At 67.5% G+C, this 21,512-nt stretch carries 16 protein-coding genes; 9 read left to right on the forward strand and 7 right to left on the reverse strand.

What is annotated here, in order from left to right:
- Nucleotides 1-187 precede the first annotated feature (187 nt).
- Both VP06_RS15800 and VP06_RS15805 read left to right on the forward strand, forming a co-directional pair.
- Entirely contained in the window at nucleotides 188-2,614 is a 2,427-nt protein-coding gene (locus tag VP06_RS15800) for a heavy metal translocating P-type ATPase (RefSeq protein ID WP_048464743.1), read from the forward strand.
- Nucleotides 2,615-2,771: 157 nt separating this feature from the next.
- Nucleotides 2,772-4,199, forward strand: a complete 1,428-nt coding sequence (locus VP06_RS15805; RefSeq protein WP_082167422.1) for a sensor domain-containing diguanylate cyclase — start codon at nucleotides 2,772-2,774, stop codon at nucleotides 4,197-4,199.
- Between the two features lie 45 nt (nucleotides 4,200-4,244).
- Here the strand turns inward: VP06_RS15805 and VP06_RS15810 are convergent, their stop codons facing one another.
- Nucleotides 4,245-5,333, reverse strand: coding sequence for a mandelate racemase/muconate lactonizing enzyme family protein (locus VP06_RS15810; protein ID WP_048464744.1), 1,089 nt, complete (start codon nucleotides 5,331-5,333; stop codon nucleotides 4,245-4,247).
- Between the two features lie 324 nt (nucleotides 5,334-5,657).
- On the opposite strand from VP06_RS15810, the gene VP06_RS15815 reads away from it, so the two are divergent.
- The 5 genes from VP06_RS15815 to VP06_RS36420 all read left to right on the forward strand — a co-directional run bounded on the left by VP06_RS15815 (nucleotide 5,658) and on the right by VP06_RS36420 (nucleotide 10,698).
- On the forward strand, nucleotides 5,658-7,037 hold the full coding sequence (locus VP06_RS15815) for an ABC transporter substrate-binding protein (protein WP_048464745.1): 1,380 nt from the start codon (nucleotides 5,658-5,660) through the stop codon (nucleotides 7,035-7,037).
- Nucleotides 7,038-7,243: 206 nt separating this feature from the next.
- A complete protein-coding gene (locus VP06_RS15820) occupies nucleotides 7,244-8,113 on the forward strand; it encodes a carbohydrate ABC transporter permease (RefSeq protein WP_048464746.1) in 870 nt (289 codons plus the stop codon).
- Complete coding sequence (locus tag VP06_RS15825; protein ID WP_082167423.1) at nucleotides 8,110-9,015, forward strand: carbohydrate ABC transporter permease; 906 nt, start codon at nucleotides 8,110-8,112, stop codon at nucleotides 9,013-9,015. Before VP06_RS15820 ends, VP06_RS15825 begins: the two co-directional genes overlap by 4 nt.
- Nucleotides 9,016-9,451: 436 nt before the next feature.
- On the forward strand, nucleotides 9,452-10,135 hold the full coding sequence (locus VP06_RS36415) for a hypothetical protein (protein WP_156295631.1): 684 nt from the start codon (nucleotides 9,452-9,454) through the stop codon (nucleotides 10,133-10,135).
- Nucleotides 10,132-10,698, forward strand: a complete 567-nt coding sequence (locus VP06_RS36420) for a PIN-like domain-containing protein (protein ID WP_156295632.1) — start codon at nucleotides 10,132-10,134, stop codon at nucleotides 10,696-10,698. The genes VP06_RS36415 and VP06_RS36420 overlap by 4 nt, the downstream gene beginning before the upstream one ends.
- Nucleotides 10,699-10,868: 170 nt before the next feature.
- Here VP06_RS36420 and VP06_RS15830 read toward each other — a convergent pair whose 3' ends face one another.
- From VP06_RS15830 to VP06_RS15850, 5 genes are all read right to left on the reverse strand, one after another.
- Entirely contained in the window at nucleotides 10,869-11,915 is a 1,047-nt protein-coding gene (locus tag VP06_RS15830) for an ABC transporter ATP-binding protein (protein ID WP_425350914.1), read from the reverse strand.
- The gene (locus VP06_RS15835) at nucleotides 11,912-12,895 is read right to left on the reverse strand and encodes an ABC transporter ATP-binding protein (protein WP_048464768.1); all 984 of its coding nucleotides are present in this window, start codon (nucleotides 12,893-12,895) and stop codon (nucleotides 11,912-11,914) included. Before VP06_RS15835 ends, VP06_RS15830 begins: the two co-directional genes overlap by 4 nt.
- A 5-nt stretch (nucleotides 12,896-12,900) precedes the next feature.
- Nucleotides 12,901-13,857 carry an ABC transporter permease gene (locus VP06_RS15840; protein ID WP_048464747.1) on the reverse strand — a complete coding sequence of 319 codons (957 nt, stop codon included), beginning with the start codon at nucleotides 13,855-13,857 and terminating at the stop codon, nucleotides 12,901-12,903.
- 17 nt (nucleotides 13,858-13,874) lie between these two features.
- Nucleotides 13,875-14,855: an ABC transporter permease gene (locus VP06_RS15845; protein WP_048464748.1), complete on the reverse strand. Its 981-nt coding sequence runs from the start codon at nucleotides 14,853-14,855 to the stop codon at nucleotides 13,875-13,877.
- A 134-nt stretch (nucleotides 14,856-14,989) separates the two neighbouring features.
- On the reverse strand, nucleotides 14,990-16,600 hold the full coding sequence (locus VP06_RS15850) for an ABC transporter substrate-binding protein (protein ID WP_048464749.1): 1,611 nt from the start codon (nucleotides 16,598-16,600) through the stop codon (nucleotides 14,990-14,992).
- A gap of 299 nt (nucleotides 16,601-16,899) precedes the next feature.
- Here VP06_RS15850 and VP06_RS15855 point away from each other — a divergent pair, with 299 nt between their 5' ends.
- Complete coding sequence (locus VP06_RS15855; protein WP_048464750.1) at nucleotides 16,900-18,069, forward strand: M20 aminoacylase family protein; 1,170 nt, start codon at nucleotides 16,900-16,902, stop codon at nucleotides 18,067-18,069.
- Between the two features lie 95 nt (nucleotides 18,070-18,164).
- Nucleotides 18,165-19,730: a hypothetical protein gene (locus VP06_RS15860; RefSeq protein WP_048464751.1), complete on the forward strand. Its 1,566-nt coding sequence runs from the start codon at nucleotides 18,165-18,167 to the stop codon at nucleotides 19,728-19,730.
- A 244-nt stretch (nucleotides 19,731-19,974) separates the two neighbouring features.
- Here VP06_RS15860 and amaB read toward each other — a convergent pair whose 3' ends face one another.
- Nucleotides 19,975-21,504: an L-piperidine-6-carboxylate dehydrogenase gene (gene amaB / locus VP06_RS15865; protein WP_048464752.1), complete on the reverse strand. Its 1,530-nt coding sequence runs from the start codon at nucleotides 21,502-21,504 to the stop codon at nucleotides 19,975-19,977.
- Between the last annotated feature and the right edge of the window lie 8 nt (nucleotides 21,505-21,512).

A 21,512-nucleotide genomic window follows, 5' to 3' on the forward strand; every position in this document is an offset into this window, starting at 1 on the left:
CCCCCGCCCCGCCGCAGACCATCGCCACCGCCGCCAGAACCCGCCCGATCATCATCCGCTCCTGCTCCGCCGCGCGCTCTGGGGGGTGAGCGCGGCGAAACCATGTTCCCGATGCAGGGCGCAGCGTCGATCCTCGCCGTATCGCAGAGCGGTCCCGCACCCCACATCCCGTCCGGGAGACCGCACCATGACCGCATCCGCCCGCCGCCTCACCCTGCCCGTCGAGGGCATGACCTGCGCCTCCTGCACCGGCCGGGTCGAGCGGGTGCTGAAACGGGTGCCGGGCGTGCAGGCGGTGGCGGTCAACCTCGCCACCGGCCGCGCCACCGTCGATCTCACGCCCGACAACGACCCGGCGGCGCTCGCGGAGGCGGTGGAGGATGCGGGCTATGCCGTGCCGGAGGCGGTGAGCGACCTTGCCGTCGCGGGCATGACCTGCGCGTCCTGCACCAACCGGGTCGAGCGGGTGCTCAAAGCCGTGCCCGGCGTGCGCGCGGCGAGCGCCAACCTCGCCACCGGCCGGGTGACGGTCCGCCATCCCGCCGGCCTGGTGCCGCTCGATGCCCTGGAAGCCGCCGTGCGGGAGGCCGGCTACGAGCCCCGCCCGGTGACGGCGGAGCCGGATGCTCCGGCGGCCCCGCGCGAGGCCGAGACGCTGACCCGCGACCTGATCCTCGCCGCCCTGCTCTCGCTCCCCGTGGTGGTGCTCGACATGGGGGGGCATCTGGGAGGCCATCTCGCGGGCGGCCATGGCCTTCTCCCTGGCGCCTGGAGCGCCGGGATCCAGGCCGTGTTCGCCACCCTGGTGCTCGCCGGTCCCGGCCGGCGGTTCTTCGTCCGCGGCGTGCCCGGGCTCCTGCGCGGCCATCCGGACATGAATGCCCTGGTGGCTCTGGGCGCGGGCGCCGCCTACCTGTTCTCCCTGGTCGCGACACTGGCCCCCGGCTGGCTGCCGGCAGGCGCGGCCCATGTCTATTTCGAGGCGTCGGTCCTCATCGTCACCCTGATCCTGCTCGGCCGCAGCCTGGAGGCGCGGGCCCGGGGCCGGACGGGCGCGGCGGTGGCGCGCCTCGTCGGCCTCGCGCCCAAGACCGCGCTCGCCGTGAGGGACGGGGCCGAGACCGAGGTGCCGGTGGCCGAGCTCGCGGTCGGCGACGCGGTCCGCATCCGCCCCGGCGAGCGCGTCCCGGCGGATGGGCGGGTGATCGAGGGCGCGTCCCGCATCGACGAGAGCATGCTCACCGGCGAGCCGGTGCCGGTGGCGAAGAAGCCGGGCGATCCCGTCACCGGCGGCACCGTCAACGGCACCGGCGCCCTGACCGTCCGGGTCGAGCGGGTCGGGGCCGATACGGCACTGGCCCAGATCGTCCGCATGGTCGAGGCGGCTCAAGGAGCCAAGCTCCCGATCCAGGCGCTGGCCGACCGGGTCACCGCCTGGTTCGTGCCGGCGGTGCTGGCCCTGGCCCTTCTCACGGCCCTCACCTGGCTCGTCCTCGCGCCGGCCCCCGCCCTCGGGCTCGCCCTGGTCCATGCCGTGGCGGTGCTGATCATCGCCTGTCCCTGCGCCATGGGGCTCGCCACCCCGACCTCGATCATGGTCGGCACCGGCCGGGCGGCGGAACGCGGCATCCTGTTTCGCAGCGGCGCCGGCTTGCAGTCCCTGGAGGAGGTGCGCGTCGTCGCCTTCGACAAGACCGGCACCCTGACCGAGGGCCGCCCGACCCTCACCGACCTGATTCCGGCCCCCGGCTTCGACGCCGAGACGGTGCTGGCCCTGGCCGCCGCCGTCGAAGCCCGCTCCGAGCACCCAATCGCCCGCGCCATCGTGGCCGCCGCCGCGGCGAAGGGCCTGGATCTGCCGCCGGTGAGCGAGGTCGCGGCGGTACCGGGCCACGGCATCACCGGCCGGGCCGGTGGCCACGCGGTCGCGGTCGGTGCCGCCCGCCATCTCGCCGGCCTCGACCTCTCGGGGCTCGCGCCCGAGGCCGAGCGCCTTGCCGGCCAGGGCCGCTCCCCGCTCTACCTCGCCGTCGACGGCGTCCCGGCGGCCGTGATGGCGGTGTCCGATCCGATCAAGCCCGGTGCCGCCGCGGCCGTGCGGGCGCTGACCGGCCGGGGCCTCGCCGTCGCCCTCGTCACCGGCGACGACCGCCGCACCGCCGAGGGCGTCGCCCGGGCCCTCGGCATTGCCACGGTCCTCGCCGAGGTGCTGCCCGCCGGAAAACGCGACGCCGTCCGCTCCCTGCGGGAGGCGCATGGCCCGGTCGCCTTCGTGGGCGACGGCATCAACGACGCCCCGGCCCTCGCCGAGGCCGAGACGGGCCTGGCGCTGGGCACCGGCACCGACGTGGCGGTGGAGAGCGCCGACGTGGTGCTGATGGCGGGCGACCCCGCCACCGTCGCCGAGGCCCTGCGGCTGTCGCGGGCGGTGATGCGCAACATCCGCCAGAACCTGTTCTGGGCCTTCGCCTACAACGTGGCGCTGATCCCGGTGGCGGCGGGCGGCTTGCGCATGGTCGGTGGTCCGTCCCTGTCGCCGGTGCTGGCGGCGGGCGCCATGGCCCTGTCGAGCGTCTTCGTGGTGGGGAATGCGCTGAGGTTGCGGCGGGCGTAAGCGGCGCAATCCCGGGCGGCGGGATCATGCGGGCCGCGACCATGTATCACGGTCATCATGACGGATAGCTTGACCGTCCGCATCGAAGGCTCAATCATACCTTAAGTTCCGTCCGGCACCGTTTGCCGGGACCCATGGGAAGTGACCGCCCCCTGCGATGGACGCGAGCAACGGTTGGCATTGTACAACTGACCTTTGTTCGCTCTCGGCGCCCGAGGCGGAAGCCTTTGCGGCCTTCCTCGAACGCATCCGCAGCGCTTTCGCCGTTCACGCCGTCCTCCTGTTCGGTCGCGAGAGAGTGCTCGCGCAGGCGGTGGCCGGCGGCGCGGACGTGCCGGGGACCGTCCTCGACCTCTGCCGTTCGGCATCGGGCCAGGAAGGGGGCGCAGGACCGGGCCAGGCGAGGGGAGGATGCGGGCTCCGCGTCGTCGCCGATCTCGGCGCCGCCGCGCGCTGGCGCTCCCATCCCGCCGTGGCCGGCCCGCCGGGCTGCCGGTTCCTGGCCACCCACGCCTTCGGCCCGGGACGAGGCGTCCTCGCCCTCGTCGACGGCGAGACCCGCCGCCTGACCGGCGCCCAGCGCCGGCGCCTCGCCGATTTCGCCGAGGCCGCGGATTGCCTCGTCCGGGCGACGGCCTGCCTGACCGAGGCCCTCGCCGTCGAGAAGCGGGCCCTGGCGCATAGCCGCAAGATCTTCGACCGCGCCTCGGAGGCGGCGCGGATCGGCGTCTGGGAATGCGCGCTGCCGGACGAGACCCTGACCTGGACCGATCAGGTCTACGCGATGTTCGATCTGCCGCGCGACGCCCCCCTCGACCGCGACCGGATCGTCGCCTGCTACGCGCCGGACTCCCGCGCGGCGCTGGCGGCCGCTCGCAGCCGCGCCCTCGCCGAGCGCGGCGGCTTCGCCCTCGATGCCGAGATCGTCACCGTCGCCGGGCGCCACCGCTGGATCCGCATCACCGCCCAGGTCGAATGCGAGGGCGCGGTGCCGGTGCGGATCTTCGGGATGAAGCAGGACATCACCGAGGAGAAGCTCCTCGCCGACCGGACCCGCTACCTGGCCGAGTTCGACGCCATGACGGGGCTGGCCAACCGGGCGACGTTCGAGGCCCGGTTCTCGGCCCTGGACCAGGCCCCGGCCGGGCGACCGCCCTTCGGTGCCCTGCTGCTCATCGATCTCGACGGCTTCAAGCCGGTCAACGACACCCTCGGGCACGCCGCCGGCGACGCCTGCCTGGTCGAGGTCGCGGCCCGGCTGCGCCAATCCTGCCGGGAGGGCGACCTCGTCGCCCGGATCGGTGGCGACGAGTTCGCGATCCTGCTGACCACCTCGGCCCCCGGCATCGCCGAGGAGGTGGCGGCCCGCCTGATCGCCGCCTTGAGCCGGCCGATGACCTGGGCCGGCCGGATCTTCACCATCGGCGCCTCGATCGGGATCGCCCGCACCGGCGGCCGCTCCTCCGCCGATCTCTTCGTGGCGGCGGATACGGTGCTCTACAAGGCGAAGGCCGAGGGGCGCGGGCGGTACCGGGTGGCAGCCACGCCCCCTTGCGGGCCGCTGCCCTACGCATCGGCCTCCTGAGCCTCCGCCGCCGGTCCAGCGACGGCAGGAGCGGGCGCCGGCGTCTCAGGCGCGGAGTGCCGCCAGCCCGATCCAGTCGAACGCGACGCCGTGGCCGGGCCGGTCGGGTGCCACCGCGACGCCGTCCTCGATCACCAGCGGCTCGGCGATGAAGCGGTCGAGGCCGAAGCCGTGCGCCTCCAGGTAGGAGCGGTTCGGGCAGGCCGCGAGCAGGTGGACCGTGACGTCGTGCGCGCCGTGCGAGGTGACCGGCAGGTTGAACGCCTCCGCCAGGTGGGCGATCTTCATGAACGGCGTGACGCCGCCGCAATTCGTCACGTCCGGCTCTGGATACGTGACGCCGCCCGCCGCGATCAGCTGCTTGAAGTCCCACAGGGAGCGCAGGTTCTCGCCCGCGGCGATCGGCAATCCGCCCTCGCGCACCACGCGCGCCTGCCCGGCGACGTCGTCGGGGATCACCGGCTCCTCCAGCCAGGTGAGATCGAAGGGCTGGAAGGCGCGGGCGGCACGGATCGCCTCGTCGGCGCTCCAGCGCATGTTGGCATCGACCATCAGCGGGAACCCGTCGCCGAGATGCTCCCGCATCGCCCTGACCCGCTCGACATCCTCCGCGAGCCGTGGGCGCCCCACCTTCATCTTGATGGCGCGAAAGCCCTTCGCCAGGTTGTCGTCGGTCTGCCGCAGCAGCGCGTCGAGCGGCAGCTGGAGATCGATGCCGCCGGCGTAAGCCGGCACGCGCGGATCGTTCCCGCCGAGCAGGGTCCAGAGCGGCTGGCCGAGGCGCTTGGCCTTCAGGTCCCACAACGCCATGTCGATCGCCGATTGCGCCAGAACCGCCGCCCCGCCGCGGCCGCCGTAATGCTGGCCCCACCAGATCCTGTGCCAGATATGCGCGATCCGGTCGGCCTCCTGCCCGACGAGCTGATCGGGAATGTCCCGCGTCAGGATCGCGTCGATCGCCGCGCCGTTGCGGCCGCAGGTATAGGTGTAGCCGACACCCTCGGCCCCGTCCGCGTCGCGCAGGCGCACGGTGTTGAGTTCGAAGGCCGGCATGTCGCCATGCATGCTGTCGCTGAGGGTGACCTCCAGCGGCACGCGATAATGCCCGGCCTCCAGCGACACGATGCGGGGCATGGCGCTCCTCCCTGTGATGCGGCGCATCGGCCGTGTCCGACGCCGTCGATTTCTTGTTAGGGCAAGGGTATGGGTCCGGCGCAGGGCGCGTCAATGCAGGCGCGGCCAATCCGATCGATGGCTGCTGCGCCGGGCGTGACGCAGCACCGATGGCGGAGTGGGCGAGGAGGGCAAGCCGCACACGCGCTAATCTGTCGTTGGCTATATAATTTTGCTTGATCCATGCCGTCGATTGACTTTCGCCGAATTGCCTCAGCGGGCGCGCCGTGCTGATATGCGGGGTAAGCCGCCCGGCCGAACGGGGCGGATGGGAGGAATGGATCGATGAAGCGAGTGATCGCGGGCGCGCTGTCGTTGGGCGCCCTGGTAATGGCAGCGCTGCCGGCCGTCGCGCAGGACAACAAGACGCTCACCGTCTGGTTCAGCAAGGGCTTCTACCGGTCCGAGGACGAGTCGCTCTGGGCGACGATCAAGAAGTTCGAGCAGAAGACCGGGATCAAGGTCGAGCTGTCGCAATACGCGATCCAGGACATGATCCCCAAGACCGTGGCGGCGCTCGATTCCGGCTCGCCGCCGGATGTCGGCTATTCCGACACCTACAACAACCAGGCCGCCGGCAAGTGGGCCTTTGAGGGCAAGCTCGAGGACCTGACCGACATCCTCCAGCCGATGATGCCGCGCTTCGCGCCCCAGACCGTCGAGCACGTGCTGCTCATGAACGGCCAGACCGGCAAGAAGGCGTATTACGGCTTCCCGCTCAAGCGCCAGACGCTCCACACCGAGATCTGGGGCGACATGCTGGAGAAGGCCGGCTTCAAGCAGGCCGACATCCCGCAGAAATGGTCGGATTACTGGGCGTTCTGGTGCGAGAAGGTGCAGCCGGCCTACCGCAAGGCGTCGGGCACCCGCGCCTACGGCATCGGCGCGCCGATGGGCGTGGAATCGACCGACAGCTTCCAGTCCTTCTACGCCTTCATGGACGCCTACGACGCCAAGCTCGTCGACGCCGACGGCAAGCTGACCGTCGACGACCCGAAGACCCGCGAGGGCGTGGTCAAGGCGCTCAAGGACTACACCGACCCCTACATCAAGGGCTGCGTGCCGCCCTCGGCCACGACCTGGAAGGACCCCGACAACAACGTCGCCTTCCACAACCGCACCACGGTGATGACGCACAACTTCACCATCTCGATCGCCGCCAAGTGGTACGAGGACAGCGTCAACCCGAACAACACCCCTGAGCAGCGCGAGGCGTCGAAGAAGGCCTACGAGGAGACGATCATCACCGCGCCGTTCCCGAACCGGCCGGACGGCAAGCCGATGACCTACCGCGCCGACGTCAAGCAGGGCGTGGTCTTCTCGGGCGCCAAGAACAAGGCGGCGGCCAAGGAGTTCGTGAAGTTCATCATGGAGGAGGACAACCTCCGTCCCTACGTCGAGGGTGCGATCGGCCGCTGGTTCCCGGTCACCACCGCCTCGATCGAGAGCCCGTTCTGGCAGGCCGACAAGCACCGCAAGGCGGTCTACAACCAGTTCAAGTCCGGCACCGAGCCGTTCGACTACGTGAAGAACTACAAGTTCACGCTGGTCAACAACGAGAACGTGTTCGCCAAGGCGATGAACCGGGTGGTGAGCGAGAAGGTCCCGGTCGAGAAGGCCGCCGACGAGATGCTGGCCCGCATCAAGCAGATCGCCGGTCAGTAACGAAAATATCGGCCTGACTGGTCTCTGCCTTTGAAAGATGCGCGCTTCCCCTCCCCACAAGCTTGAGCGATCTCGGGCAAGCCCGAGATCGCCTGGGGAGGGGAGGGCGCCAACCCATCCAGAGCGGGGTCCGATCGCGTGGCGCTCGGGGCCCGCTCTCGGTTTTCTCGTCCCCCCGCCTCACGGCCTCACCAAGGAGACCGACCATGTCCGCAACGGTCGCTGAGGCAGCGCCGGTCGCCGCGGCCCAGCCCTTCCGCCTGACCTCGTGGCAGGCCTGGGGGCTGATCCTGATCGCGCCCTACCTGCTGATCTTCCTGTTCTTCGTCATCTACCCGATCGGCTACGGCTTGTGGCTGGCGCGCAGCCCCGCGAGCTACGTGCATCTGGCGGAAGATCCGATCTTCGCCCGCGCCGTCGTCAACACGCTGATCTTCCTGATCGTCGGCATCAACGTGAAAATGGCGATCGCGCTGGTGCTGTCGGGCTTCTTCACCAACGAGCGGAAGTGGATCCGCTGGCTGTCGGTGTTGTTCATCCTGCCCTGGGCGGTGCCGTCGATCCCGACCATCCTGTCGGTGCGGTTCATGCTGAACCCCGAATGGGGCGTGGTGAATTCGCTGATCTTCCGGCTGACCGGCGATGACGGCCCGAACTGGCTCAACGACCCGTCGCTGGCGCTCACGCTCGCCATCGGCGTCCATATCTGGAAGTCGCTACCGTTCTGGACGCTGATCCTGCTCGCCGGCCGGCTCGCCATCTCGGCCGACCTCTACGAGGCGGCGTCGGTCGACGGCGCCACCAAGTGGCAGAAATTCCGGCACGTCACCTGGCCGTCGATGCGGACGCTCTACGTGACCTGCACCATCCTGTCGATGATCTGGACGCTGGGCGACTTCAACTCGGTCTACCTGCTCACCGGCGGCGGTCCCGCCGACCTCACCCACGTGCTGGCGACGCTCGGCATCCGGTATCTCCGCCTCGACCAGGTCGACCACTCGATGGCGGCGGTGGTCTGCGCGATGCCGTTCGTGCTGCCGCTGGTCTACGTGCTGATGAAGAGGCTCTCGAAATGAGCACGACCCTGACAGCCCGCGCCGCTCCGTCCGCCGAGGAGCGCTCCGCCGCCCGCACCAACTGGCTGCGGGCGGCCGGCACGGAGGCCAAACTCCTCCTCATCGGCATCCCGGTCCTGCTCTGGACCGTGATCCCGATCTACCACCTCGTCCTGTTCGCGATCTCGCCGAAGCAGGACGCGATGTCGGGGGCGTTGTTCCCGGCCCACCCGACGCTCCAGAATTTTCGGATCGTGTTCGGGCAGCAGCACTACTTCCTGTCGAACTTCTGGCAGCAATTCTGGAACTCGGCGGTCATCGCCTTCGCGACCGGCGTGCTGACGCTGCTCATTGCCACCGCGGCGGCCTTCGCGATCAGCCGCCTGAAGGTGAAGGGCGGCCGGACCGTGATGAACATGGCTTTGTTCACCTACTTCATCCCGGCCGCGTTCCTGGCCGTGCCGATGTACAAGACGATGGGCGCCTACGGGCTGCTGAACAGCAAGTGGGCGCTGATCCTCGCGATGGTGACGATCGCCAGCCCCTACGCGATCTGGGTGCTGAAGCAGGCCTCCGACAAGCTGCCGGTGGAACTCGACGAAGCCGCGATCATGGACGGCGCCTCGCCGCCCCAGCTCTTCCGCTTCGTCTACCTGCCGCTGATGGTCCCCTCGCTGGTCGCGATCGGCGTCTACGCGCTGCTGCTCGCCTGGAACGAGTACCTGTTCGCCTTCCTGCTCCTCTCCCGCGACACCGACGTGACCCTGCCGGTGGCCTTGGGCAGCTTCCTGGCGGCGGATGACTCGCCTTGGGAGCTGCTGATGACCACGGGGTTGATCTACGCCTTGCCGCCCGCCGCGATTTATTATGTGTTCAAGCGGTATATGGTGGGTGGGTTGACTGCGGGGGCGGTGAAGAGCTGACGATTTGGCGTTCGATTAGCTTGGCGTCCAGAGCATTTATCGGATGCAATGCAATCGAACGCCGCTTTGATCTGCTATTTTGCTGAATGCGGTGCCGGAAGTCAGCGCTCAATCCGTATAATAGTTATATAGATCAGACTGCAACCGATGGGGTCGCAGTCTGATTTTTTTTGGCGATCATGCACCTTGCAAATCCAAATTTATGCCGATAAGCATTGTTTATCGGAGTTTCGGTTATGTTTTTTGTCGGGTGGTCAAATTTCATTATGAGTAGGCTGCTGCGGCGTGGCTTGATGATGCACTGTGGCTCTAAGGCGCAACGCGCTCATATCCGGGATTTTATGATGCAGAGCGTAATAAGTGGGCAGCCCGAAAAAATTAGAGGAAAGTCCCTGGTGCATCTCGAACTAATTTCGAGATTAGGCTAAGGCGGCTGATGCTGCATCCTGACCTTCTTTCCGCCGGCATATACACGGTTCCTGAAGCAGCTCGCCTCGTTGAGGCTGAGCAGAACGAAACGCGTGTCTGGATCGAGGGCCGAAAAGGTGCGCAAGAGCCGATGATTGAGAATGAGGTTGGGAGGGTGGGAGATAAAACGGCAATAAGCTTCACAAATTTAATGGAGCTTCGATTTATCTCGATGTTTGTTGATGCCGGTTTAAGATTAAATGCTATTCGTTCCATAATGAATGAGGCAAAAGATACGCTTGAGCATCCTCATCCATTCGCAACTAGTACTGTATTCAAGACTGATGGGAAACGTATTGTTGCTGAGATTGCTCGGAAGAATGGCGTTCCGAGTATCTATGATTTGAAAACGCGACATTACGAAATGCCAGGACTTATTATGAATGTTTTATTGAAAGACGTGGTTTTTGATCCGCATGGGGACGCGATTTCGTGGAAGCCTCGCCCAAGAATAGCACCGAGTGTAATAATTCATCCTGCTCACTCGTTTGGGCAGCCGATTTTGCTTAAAAGCCATATTCCAACAGCCGCAATTGTAAAAACCTATGCAGCTGAGGGTGACAGCGAAATTGTGGCTGAAATGTTTGAGATCCCAAAGGCGCACGTCATCGAAGCCTTGAGGTTCGATGAAGCTCTGCGTGGGGTAGCGTGAAAGTCGCTTTCGATGAGCATGTGCCTCCGGCGCTTGTGCGCGCTCTCCAGTCATTTGCTAATGAAAGTCAATTCAAGCGTTTGACAGGTGGTTATGAGATAACTAAGGCAAAAGACTACGCTCCTAGAGATTCGGATACGGATTTTGAGGCTGGCTCAGATGTTCCATGGGTAAAGCGTTACGCTGCCGACGGCGGACAAATCATCATCTCTGGCGACGTGATGATGATGTCGCGGTCTCATGAAAGACTCGCACTTCTTGAGGCTGGGCTGATAGTTTGCTTTTTTACTCCTCAATGGTCAAATTGGAAATTTAATAGGAAATGCGCCTTATTGATTAATTGGTGGCCTGTCATAGTAAAAACGATGGCAACGGCAGAAAAATCGACGTTCTGGCAAATTCCTTCGAACTGGCAAGAGGATGGGAGCCTCATTTCTCTGCCTACTAATGATAAAAAGCTAGCTCGTATTCAGAAGCAGTTGGAGAAGCAAGAAAGAGTGGCCGCTGCCCGAAAATCCCGCCGCGACGCTCAGACACCTGAAGGTCAGGGTAAACTAATTTAATAGGCGCCAAATTTGTGGATCCGCACATAATATAAAAACAAATATTACATTATCAAAGCGAAATATAATATTATATAATCCATCAATACATGATAAACTAAAGAATAGGATAGCTAATTTATCATTAGAAATGTGCCACGTCTCCAACTGCCGTGGCACATTGTTTGGAGCTACGCCACCGCCGCCACACCCCCCGGCATCAACCGCCCTTCCTCCACCGCATGACACGCCACCCCATCCCGAAACGCCGGCACCTCCGCCTTGCACCGCTCATTCGCGAACGGGCAGCGCGGGTGAAACGTACACCCTGACGGCGGGTTGATCGGGTTCGGGATCTCGCCCTGCACCGGCACGCGCTGGCGTCCGACATGCGCGAGGTCGGGGACCGCATCGAGGAGCATGCGGGTGTAGGGGTGCTTCGGGGCGGTGAAGAGCTCGCGGCCGCCGCCGATCTCGACGATGCGGCCGAGATACATCACGCCGATGCGGTTCGCCATGTGGCGCACCACGGCGAGGTTGTGGCTGATGAACAGGTAGGTCAGGCCGAGCCGGTCCTGGAGGTCGCGCATCAGGTTCAGGATCTGGGCCTGGACCGAGACGTCGAGGGCCGAGGTCGGCTCGTCGGCGACCAGGAACTCGGCCTCGGAGGCGAGGGCCCGCGCGATGGCGATGCGCTGGCGCTGGCCGCCCGAGAAGGCGTGGGGGTAGCGCTTGCCGTCGTCGGGGTGCAGGCCGACCAGGGTCAGCAGCTCGCCGACCCTGGCTTGAATCTCGCGCTCACCATTGAGGAGCCCGAAGGCGCGGATCGGCTCGGAGACGATCCGGTCGACCCGCCAGCGCGGGTTCATCGAGGCGTAGGGGTCCTGGAAGATCATCTGGATGCGACGGCGCAATTGGCGCCGCTCGGCGGCCTGGCGCGGGTCGGTCATCGAGATGCCGGCAATCGTCACCTCGCCGTCGGAGGGCGGCATCAGGCCGACCACCATGCGGGCGACCGTCGACTTGCCGGAGCCGGATTCGCCGACGATCGCCAGCGTCTCGCCCTTGGCGACCGAGAACGAGACGTGGTCGACGGCGCGCAGGTATTGGCGCGGCTGGCGCTCGATCACCCGGTTGAGCCAGGGGCGCGAGACGTCGAACAGGCGGCGCAGGTCGCGGACCTGCACGTAGTCGGGCTGGGGAGACATGACCGGCTTCAAGGCGATGTGGGGCTTCATGCGGCGGCCTGTCCGGACGCGTCGTAGAGGTGGCAGGCGACCCGGTGCGAGCCGACCGTCAGGGGCTCGGGCCGGTCCACCGTGCAGCGGGCGAACACCTTCGGGCAGCGCGGGTTGAAGGCGCAGCCGGGCGGGATCGCCGAGAGCCGCGGCATCGCGCCGGGGATCTGGGCGAGGCGGTCGGTCTCCTGCGACAGGGACGGGATCGCCCCCATCAGGCCCTTGGCGTAGGGGTGGAGCGGATCGCCTACCACCGCCGCCACCGGGCCGATCTCGGCGACGCGGCCGGCATACATCACCGCGACGCGGTCGGCGGCCTCGGCGATCACCCCCATGTCGTGGGTGATCAGCATCACGGCGGTGCCGTGGTCGCGCCCGAGGCGCTTCAGCAGCGTGATGATCTGGGCCTGGACCGAGACGTCGAGGGCGGTGGTCGGCTCATCCGCAATGATCAGCTCCGGCTCGGCGGCGAGCGCCAGCGCGATCACCACGCGCTGGCGCATGCCGCCGGAGAATTCGTGCGGGAAGCCGTCGATGCGCCGCTCCGGCGCCGGGATGCCGACCTCGGCGAGGAGATCGATCGCCCGCTGGCGGGCGGCTCGGCCTGAGAGGTCGGTGTGGGTGCGGATCGTCTCCTCGATCTGCCTTCCGACCCGGTAGAGCGGGTTGAGGCTGGTCAGCGGGTCCTGGAAGATCATGCCGATGCGCTTGCCGCGCACCCGCCGCATCGCCTCCGGGGGCAGGTTGTCGATGCGCTCGCCGGCCAGGCGAATCTCGCCGCCGGCGATGCGGCCGGGCGGGTCGATCAGGCCGATCACCGCCGAGCCGGTCACCGACTTGCCGGCGCCGGATTCGCCGACGACGCCGAGCACCTCGCCGCGGTTGATCTCGAAGGAGACGCCGTCGAGCGCGGTCAGCACGCCGCGGCGGGTGGCGAACGCGACCCGCAGGTCGCGCACCGAGAGGACGGGGTGGGTCATGTCGGTCACTGGAGCTTGGGGTTCAGGGCGTCGCGCAGCCAGTCGCCGAGCAGGTTGATCGCCAGGACCAGGCCGGCAAGCGCCAGCCCCGGAAAGGCGACGATCCACCACTCGCCCGAGAACAGGAAGCGGTTGCCGGTGCGGATCAGCGTGCCGAGCGACGGCATCGTCTCCGGCAGGCCGGTGCCGAGGAAGGACAGCGTCGCCTCGGTGATGATGGCGAGGGCGAGGTTGATGGTGGCGATGACGAAGACCGGGCCGGTGACGTTCGGCAGGATGTGGCGGGTGAGGATCACCGGCGCCGACAGGCCGATGAGCCGGCCGGCCTGGACGTAGTCCTTGTTCTTCTCGACCATCACCGAGCCGCGCACGGTGCGGGCATACTGCACCCAGAACGACAGGCCGATCGCCACGACGATCAGCGCGATCTGCGCCTCCGCCTCCATGTGGCCGCCAGCCACCGCCTTGGCGACGCCGTCGACGATGAGCGCGATCAGGATCGCCGGGAAGGTCAGCTGCACGTCGGCGACGCGCATGATGATGGTGTCGATAAAGCCGCCGGCATAACCGGCGATGAGGCCAAGCCCGATGCCGATGAAGCCCGACAAGAGCACGCCGAGCACGCCGACGAGGAGCGACAGGCGCATGCCGTAAAACACCGCCGAGAGCACGTCGCGGCCCTGGTCGTCGGTGCCGATCAGGAACGGCGCCTGGCCGTCGGCATACCAGAGCGGCGGCAGGTTGGCGTTCATCAGCTCGAGCTGCGCCGGGTCGTAGGGGTTCTGCGGCGAGATGACGGGGGCGAGCAGGGCGAGGGCGATGAACAGCACGGTGGCGGCGAAGGCCACCATGGCGAGCTTCGAGCGCCGGAAACTGGCGAAGAGATCGGAATCGAGGAAGCGCGCGAGGCGCGAGGGCGGGGCCGCTTCGGTCACGGTCGGCGCGGGGGCGGGGGAGGCCATGGCGTTTTAAACAATCCTCACGCCGCCCGCCGCACCGAGAGGCGCAGGCGCGGATCGACGATGGTGTAGAGGAGATCGACCACGAGGTTGATCGTCACGAAGATGAGGGCGACCAAGAGCAGGTAGGCGGCCATGATCGGCACGTCGACGTTCTGCACCGCCTGCACGAACAGCAGGCCCATGCCGGGCCACTGAAACACCGTCTCGGTGATGATCGAGAAGGCGATGATCGAGCCGAGCTGGAGGCCCGCCACGGTGATGACCGGGACCAGGGTGTTCTTCAGGGCGTGGCCGAAATGGATCGAGCGGGTGGTGAGGCCCCGCGCCCGGGCGAAGCGGATGTAGTCGGTGCGCAGGACCTCCAGCATCTCGGCCCGGACGAGGCGCATGATCAGCGTCATCTGAAACAGCCCGAGCGTGATCGAGGGCAGGACCAGGGCCTTCCAGCCCGACACCGTCAGGAAGCCGGTGGTCCACCAGCCGATCCGCACCGTGTCGCCGCGGCCATAAGAAGGCAGCCAGCCCAAGGTGACCGAGAACAGGAAGATGAGCAGGATGCCGATCAGGAAGGTCGGCAGCGAGACGCCGACGAGCGAGATGGCTTGCAGGAGCTTGGCGCCGACGCTGTCGCGGTGGAGCGCCGAGTAGACCCCCATCAGGATGCCGGCGGTGAGCGCGAACACGGTGGCGCAGAGCGCGAGTTCGAGCGTCGCGGGCATCCGCTCGGCCAGCAGCGTCGAGACCGGCTGGCGGAACTGGTACGAGTTGCCGAACTGGCCGCGCATCGCGTTGCCGGCATAGCGCGCGAATTGCACCAGCACCGGATCGTCGAGGCCGAGGCTCTGGCGGATCTGCAACCGCTCGGCATAGGGCGTATCGGGTGCCACGAGCTGGTTCACCGGATCGCCGGCGAAGCGGAACATCGCGAAGGCGATCAGCCCGACCGCCAGCAGCACCCCGACGGATTGCAGCAGGCGGCGGAGAATGAAGGCGAGCATGGGGGGTTTTCTTGGGTTCTGGTGGGGTCCGAGGCGGGGGCTCGGGCTCTGTTCGAAAAAATAGAGCGCCTTCCCCTCCCCCTTGCGGGGAGGGGAAGGGCTCGTCCTTACAACGGGTTCGCTCTTGAAGCGCCTTATTGCTCCTTCGACACCCAGAACAGCATCATCTGGTTGTCGGCACGCGGCACCAGTTTCACCTTCTTCGACACGCCCCAGGCCAGCGCCTGCTGATGCAGCGGGATGTAGCCCCAGTCGTTCATGATGGTCTCGTAGGCCTGCTTGATCATCAGGTTGCGGGCCTCCTGGTCGGTCTCGCGCTCGATCTTGTCGGCCAGCGCATCGACCTTCGGGTTGCAGTAGTTCCCGAGGTTGGTGGTGCCGCGCGGCGAGGACTTGTCGGTGCGGCAGCCGGCGATCTCGAACAGGATGTTGTGCGAGTCCATCGAGGACGGCGTCCACCCCAGCATGTAGAACGAGGTGTCGAAGGCGGGCTTGAGGATCTTGGCGAAGTACTTCGCCTTGGGCTGGGCGATCAGGTTCACCTTGACGCCGACGCGGGCGAGCATCGAGGTCACCGCCTGGCAGATCGCCTCGTCGTTGACGTAGCGGTCGTTCGGGCAGTCGAGCGGCACCTCGAAGCCGTTCGGGTAGCCGGCTTCCGCCAGCAGCGCCTTGGCCTTGGCCGGGTCGTAGGCCGGGCGCTTGAACTCATTCGACAACGGGAAGAGCGGCGGGGCGATCAGCAGGGCCGCCGGGGTCGCCTGCCCGCGCATCACGCGCTTGACGATCGCGTCCTCGTCGATCGCCCGGAAGAACGCCTCGCGCACCCGCACGTCCTTGAACGGGTTCTTGCCCTTGACGTTGGAGCCGCGCAGCTCGTCGCTGGTCTGGTCCATGCCGAGATAGATCGTGCGCAGCTCAGGCGCGTTCACCACCACGGCGTTGGCGCTGGAGCTGACCCGGCTCTGGTCCTGGAGCGGGACCGGATCGACCCAGTCGACCTCGCCCGAGAGCAGGGCGGCGACCCGGGTGGCGTCGTTGCTGATCGTGGTGAAGATCGCCTCGTCGAGGTTCGACTCGACCTTACCCCAGTAGCCGTCGAACTTCTTGAACACCGTGCGCACGCCGGGCTGGTGCTCGGTGATGGTGAACGGGCCGGTGCCGTTCTCGTGGAGCGCCGCGTAGCTCGGGGTGGTGGCCGCGACCGGGGTCGGTTTGAGCGCGTCGTGCTTCTCGGCCCAGGTCTTCGACATGATGTACCAGCCGCCGAACTGGTACAGGGCGATCGGGTTGGGGTTCTTCAGCACCATGTCGACGGTGTGGTCGTCCACCTTCACGAAGGTGGCGTCCGCCGGCACGTTGGTCTGGAAGTTGGAGCCGGGCGCCCGCACGCGCTCGGCGGAGAAGATCACGTCGTCGGCGGTGAAGGGCGAGCCGTCGTGGAACTTGACGTTCTTGCGCAGGTGGAAGCGGTAGCGGGTCGGCTCCGGGGTTTCCCAGGATTCGGCGAGGCCCGGGACCAGCTTCAGGTCCTTGTCGCGGGTGACGAGCGACTCGTAGACCGCGCCATGCGCCGCGATCGTGAACGTTTCCTTGAGGGTGTACGGGTCGAGGGACTTGAGGTCGCCCTGGAAGGCGAACCGGAAGGTGTTGGCGGCCGAGGCCGGCGCGGTGCCGGCGATCGCCACGAGGGCGGTGGCGGCGGCGAGGCAGGCCAGCAGCGGACGGAACTTCACAGGCGACATCGACGAGAACACTCCGCGGGGGTCCAAGGGGGCAGCCAAGCGCGTTAGAGCATCTTCCGGCGCCGCAGGCGACGCCGAAATGATGAAAAATGATGCATCATCCCGGCCCGTCTCGCCAGATCGCGGGCGAGCGTCGGTTGATCGCGCAGCACTAACAAGTCCCGGGCCAACCAGCACCGGGCCATGCGCCGGGCGCCGGACCCATGACCCTCGCGCGCCGTGCGACGCAGTTGACCGCGCACCGGTCTGCCTGTTGCATCCTGTACCTCCGTTTCCGCCCGCCATGAGCGTCGAGTCCCATGCCCGTCATCAACCGCGTCGCCGCCCTCTCCGACGAGATCACGGCCTGGCGCCGCGATTTCCACCAGCATCCCGAGCTGCTGTTCGCTCTCGACCGTACCTCCGGCCTGGTGGCCGAGCGGCTGCGGGCCTTCGGCTGCGACGAGGTGGTGACGGGTTTGGGCAAGACCGGCGTCGTCGCCGTCATCCGCGGCCGCGACACCGGCTCGGGCAAGGTCATCGGTCTGCGCGCCGACATGGACGCGCTGCCGATCGAGGAGACGAGCGGCGTCCCCCACCGCTCGACGGTGCCGGGCAAGATGCACGCCTGCGGCCATGACGGGCACACCGCGATGCTGCTCGGCGCCGCCAAGTACCTGGCCGAGACCCGCAACTTCGACGGCACCGCGATTCTGATCTTCCAGCCGGCCGAGGAGGGCGGCGGCGGCGCCGACGTGATGCTGAAGGACGGCCTGATGGAGCGCTTCGGCATCCAGGAGGTCTACGGCCTGCACAACATGCCGGGCCTGGCGCTCGGCAGCTTCGCGATCCGCCCCGGCGCGATCATGGCGGCGGCCGACCGGATCACCATCACGGTCACCGGCAAGGGCGGGCACGCGGCGGCCCCGCACCAGTGCATCGATCCGGTGCTGGTCGCCTCCCACATCGTCACCGCCCTGCAATCGATCGCCTCGCGCAGCGTCGATCCGGTGCAGTCGGCGGTGATCTCGATCACGCAGGTGAAGGCCGGCGACGCGTTCAACGTGATCCCGGAATTCGCGATTCTCAACGGCACGGTGCGTACCCTCTCCGAGAGCGTCCGCGACCTGTGCGAGGCGCGCATCGCGCAGGTGGCCTCGAACGTCGCCGCCGCTTTCGGCGCCACGGCCACCGCCGATTACGGCCGCGGCTACCCGGTCACCGCCAACGATCCGGGACGGGCGAGCTTCATGGCCGACGTCGCCGCGGAGGTCTCGGGCGAGGGGGCGGTGGAGCGTGCCGTCCAGCCGATGATGGGCGCGGAGGATTTTTCGTACATGCTGAACGCCCGGCCGGGCGCCTACATCTTCCTCGGCACCGGCCCAGGCGCCGGCCTGCACCACCCGGCCTACGACTTCAACGACGAGGCGGCGCCCTACGGCGTCTCGTTGTTCGCCCGGGTGATCGAGCGGGCGATGCCGGCGGCGTGAGGGGAGGGGGCCGCCGCGGGACGCCTCGGTTCCGGCGGCGGCTCGCCCGCCATCCGCGCGGCGCCATATGGTCGGGCATGAGAGCCCGAGATCCGATGCCCCGCTTGTCGCCGACCCTCGCCCTGTCCGTCATGCTGGCGGCCTGCCTGCCGGCCCTCGCCCTGGACGGGTCCCGAGCCGGGCCTCCGGCGGGACCCGATCTCCAGAATCTCGATCTCGGCCAGGTCACGGTTCGCGGCGGCCTCACCGTCGCCGGCCCCGGCAAACCGGCGGGCTCCGCCTTCATCACCGTGCACAATCCGGCCAACACGCCTCAGCCCGACGGCGTGTTCATCGCCCCGATCGGCCCGACGATCGATTACTGCTCGGTCGGCGGATGCTTCGACGGGCCGCATCTGCGCTCGCACGTGCTGATCAACACGACGACCGGGGCCGGCGCGGACGCGCAGGAGAATGCGCTGGCGATCAATTTCACGTCGAAGACCGGCAAGGTCGTTCGGTGGCGGCCCCATACCGCGTTCACGGTGGGCCAGAACGTCCGTGTCTTCGGCTCGGCCTGTCGCGCCTCGGTCGGCGGCACCGTGCAGGTCGTGCCCGATTGCCTCTACACCCCGACCACCGGCGGCACCACCGGCACGGTGCCGCCGACCGGAAACCCGACCTCGCACCGGGACGGCTCGGTGGTCTGGGCGTTCCTAGGGGCCGGGGCCCACGACGGCAAGACGGCACTCAACGTGGCGTGCACGGCCGAGGAGGGGGCGGGCCAGACCTGGTGCACCAACTTCAACTTCTCGGTCCGGTACAAGGGCGCCGGAACCGCCTGGGGTGAGGAGAAGGACTGCAACAACGGCAACGAGACGAGCGAGGCCGGCAGCCGCTTCCTGATGGCCTGCACCTTCTACGGCGGCGGCGGCGAGGGAACATGGCCGTTCCTGGCCTATCAGTATGTCGGGTCGGGCGCCGTCAATACGAAGAACCCGAATCCCTACGGGGCCAATTCCTACATCTTCATCAGCGGCCAGCCGAACGACGTCGGCTCCGTCGTGCGCAGCGAAGTGATCCTCGATGCCGGCAACTCGGCGGCCACCATCCGGGCGCTGCCCGGGCGCCGCCATGCGGATGGGTTCCTCGTCGATGGCAGCGACTCGGCCGTCATCCTCAAGGCGAGCGGCACCCATGCCAAGGGCGGGGTGGATCTCCAGGGCGCCATCTTCCCGGAAGGCAACGCGATCCTCCTGCCCGACACCACGTTCATCACCTGGGGCCGGGCCGCCTTCCTCGGCAAGAACGCCGCGATCGGCGCCATCACCCTCGGTCCGAGCAACAGCGGCACCGCCTATTCCATGGCCGCCTGGGACAATGGCGACCTGAGCTACGGCAGGCATCTCTGGTCGCGGGGGAGCGCCCCGGCCCTGGCCTCCTGCGGCGCGGGCACTCTGTCTCCGGGCGCGACCGACGATCACGGCGTGGTGGCGCTCCCCGCCGGCTCGAAGGGCTGCCGGATCACCTTCGCGGCGGCACGGGCGCAGAAGCCGGCCTGCACCTTCTGGATGACCAGCGGGCAGCTTCCGGCGGGATCCGTCGCGGCGACGGCCGTGACGCTGGCCTATGCCCCGGTGCCGGACGGCACCGAGATCCATTACCAGTGCATGGGCCGCTGACGGTGGCCTCGTTGCCGTACATCATCGGCCCAAGATGCTGACGCATCGGGCCGATGAACCATCTCGAATTTTCGATAGTAGAGCACTGCCCGATCACGTTGCAATCGGGCAGTGCTCTAGACCTTTGATTTTGCCGCATTTTCTGCGACCAACCGGTGTCCACTTGGTCGGAAAATGCTCTAAGCCAAAGGCTTGGCAAAAATTGGAGAACGGAACCAACGATCGCTTTCTGCGACCGTTGGTATTACACCTCGAACGTCACGCCCTGCGCCAGCGGCAGGGTCTTGCCGTAATTGATGGTGTTGGTGGCCCGCCGCATATAGGCTTTCCAGGAATCCGAGCCTGCCTCGCGCCCGCCGCCGGTCTCCTTCTCGCCGCCGAAGGCCCCGCCGATCTCGGCACCCGACGGGCCGATATTGACGTTGGCGATGCCGCAATCGGAGCCGGAGGCCGACAGGAAGGTCTCGGCCTCCGACAGGTCCCGGGTGAAGATCGACGAGGAGAGCCCGGCCGCCACGGCGTTCTGCGCGTGGATCGCCTCCTCCAGATCGGAGTAGCGGGTCACGTAGAGGATCGGCGCGAAGGTTTCGCGGCGCATCGGGCCGGTCTGCTCGGGCATCTCGACCAGCGCCGGGCGGACATAGGCCGCCGCCTCGCCGCGGATGTCGCGCAGGCGCTCGCCACCATGCACCGTGCCGCCGATGGCGCGGGCCTCGTCGAGGGCGCGCGCCATGCCGTCCGCGGCATGAACGTCGATCAGCGGGCCGATCAGGGTGGCGGGGTCGCGCGGATCGCCGATCCGCACCGAGCCATAGGCGGCCTTCAGGCGCGGCACCAGCGCGTCGTAGATGCTCTCGTGCACGAACAGCCGCCGCAGGGTGGTGCAGCGCTGGCCGGCGGTGCCCATCGCCGCGAAGGCGATGGCGCGCAGCGCCAGGTCGAGATCGGCCGACGGCGCCACGATGGCGGCGTTGTTGCCGCCGAGTTCCAGGATCGCCCGGGCGAAGCGCGCGGCGAGCGTCGGGGCCACCTGCCGGCCCATCGCGGTCGAGCCGGTGGCGGAGACGAGCGCGATCCGCTCGTCCTCGACCAGGCGCGTGCCGAGATCCCGGCCGCCGATCAGCAGCCCGAGCAAGCCCTCCGGCGCCTCCGAGCCGAAGCGCTTCACCGCCCTCATCGCGAGCGCATGGACGGCGAGCGCGGTGAGCGGGGTCTTCTCGGACGGCTTCCAGATCACCGGATCGCCGCAGACCAGCGCCAAAGCCGCATTCCACGACCACACCGCCACCGGGAAGTTGAACGCCGTGATGACGCCGCAGACGCCCAGCGGATGCCAGACCTCCATCATCCGGTGGTCCGGCCGCTCGGTGGCGATGGTCAGCCCGTGCAATTGCCGCGACAGGCCGACGGCGAAGTCGCAGATGTCGATCATCTCCTGGACCTCGCCGAGGCCTTCCGAGAGGATTTTGCCGGCTTCGAGCGTCACGAGCCGGCCGAGATCGTCCTTGTGGGCGCGCAATTCCTCACCCAGCAGCCGCACCAGCTCGCCGCGACGCGGGCCCGGCACCCGGCGCCAGGCCAGGAAGGCGTGGGCCGCCTGCGCGATCGCCGCCTCGGCCTCGCCGGGGCTCGTCTCGCGGACCGTCGTCACCACGCCGCCGTCGATCGGCGAGCGCGCCGGAAGCCCGGCCTCCGCGAAGGCCGCGGCCGGCACGCCGAGGCGCTCCAGCACCGCCAGGGTATCGTCGCGGACAGACAGGACGGTCGGGGCCATGGGCAGAA

It is taken from the genome of Methylobacterium aquaticum (genome assembly GCF_001043915.1).
GTDB lineage: Bacteria > Pseudomonadota > Alphaproteobacteria > Rhizobiales > Beijerinckiaceae > Methylobacterium > Methylobacterium aquaticum.

What these genes read in the sequence shown, in the direction of transcription:
- VP06_RS15800 (WP_048464743.1), top strand. Translation starts at nt 188, where the DNA reads ATGACCGCATCCGCCCGCCGCCTCACCCTGCCCGTCGAGGGCATGACC.
- VP06_RS15805 (WP_082167422.1), top strand. Translation starts at nt 2,772, where the DNA reads ATGGACGCGAGCAACGGTTGGCATTGTACAACTGACCTTTGTTCGCTC.
- VP06_RS15810 (WP_048464744.1), bottom strand. Translation starts at nt 5,333, where the DNA reads ATGCCCCGCATCGTGTCGCTGGAGGCCGGGCATTATCGCGTGCCGCTG.
- VP06_RS15815 (WP_048464745.1), top strand. Translation starts at nt 5,658, where the DNA reads ATGAAGCGAGTGATCGCGGGCGCGCTGTCGTTGGGCGCCCTGGTAATG.
- VP06_RS15820 (WP_048464746.1), top strand. Translation starts at nt 7,244, where the DNA reads ATGTCCGCAACGGTCGCTGAGGCAGCGCCGGTCGCCGCGGCCCAGCCC.
- VP06_RS15825 (WP_082167423.1), top strand. Translation starts at nt 8,110, where the DNA reads ATGAGCACGACCCTGACAGCCCGCGCCGCTCCGTCCGCCGAGGAGCGC.
- VP06_RS36415 (WP_156295631.1), top strand. Translation starts at nt 9,452, where the DNA reads ATGCTGCATCCTGACCTTCTTTCCGCCGGCATATACACGGTTCCTGAA.
- VP06_RS15830 (WP_425350914.1), bottom strand. Translation starts at nt 11,915, where the DNA reads ATGAAGCCCCACATCGCCTTGAAGCCGGTCATGTCTCCCCAGCCCGAC.
- VP06_RS15835 (WP_048464768.1), bottom strand. Translation starts at nt 12,895, where the DNA reads ATGACCCACCCCGTCCTCTCGGTGCGCGACCTGCGGGTCGCGTTCGCC.
- VP06_RS15840 (WP_048464747.1), bottom strand. Translation starts at nt 13,857, where the DNA reads ATGGCCTCCCCCGCCCCCGCGCCGACCGTGACCGAAGCGGCCCCGCCC.
- VP06_RS15845 (WP_048464748.1), bottom strand. Translation starts at nt 14,855, where the DNA reads ATGCTCGCCTTCATTCTCCGCCGCCTGCTGCAATCCGTCGGGGTGCTG.
- VP06_RS15850 (WP_048464749.1), bottom strand. Translation starts at nt 16,600, where the DNA reads ATGTCGCCTGTGAAGTTCCGTCCGCTGCTGGCCTGCCTCGCCGCCGCC.
- VP06_RS15855 (WP_048464750.1), top strand. Translation starts at nt 16,900, where the DNA reads ATGCCCGTCATCAACCGCGTCGCCGCCCTCTCCGACGAGATCACGGCC.
- VP06_RS15860 (WP_048464751.1), top strand. Translation starts at nt 18,165, where the DNA reads ATGCCCCGCTTGTCGCCGACCCTCGCCCTGTCCGTCATGCTGGCGGCC.
- amaB (WP_048464752.1), bottom strand. Translation starts at nt 21,504, where the DNA reads ATGGCCCCGACCGTCCTGTCTGTCCGCGACGATACCCTGGCGGTGCTG.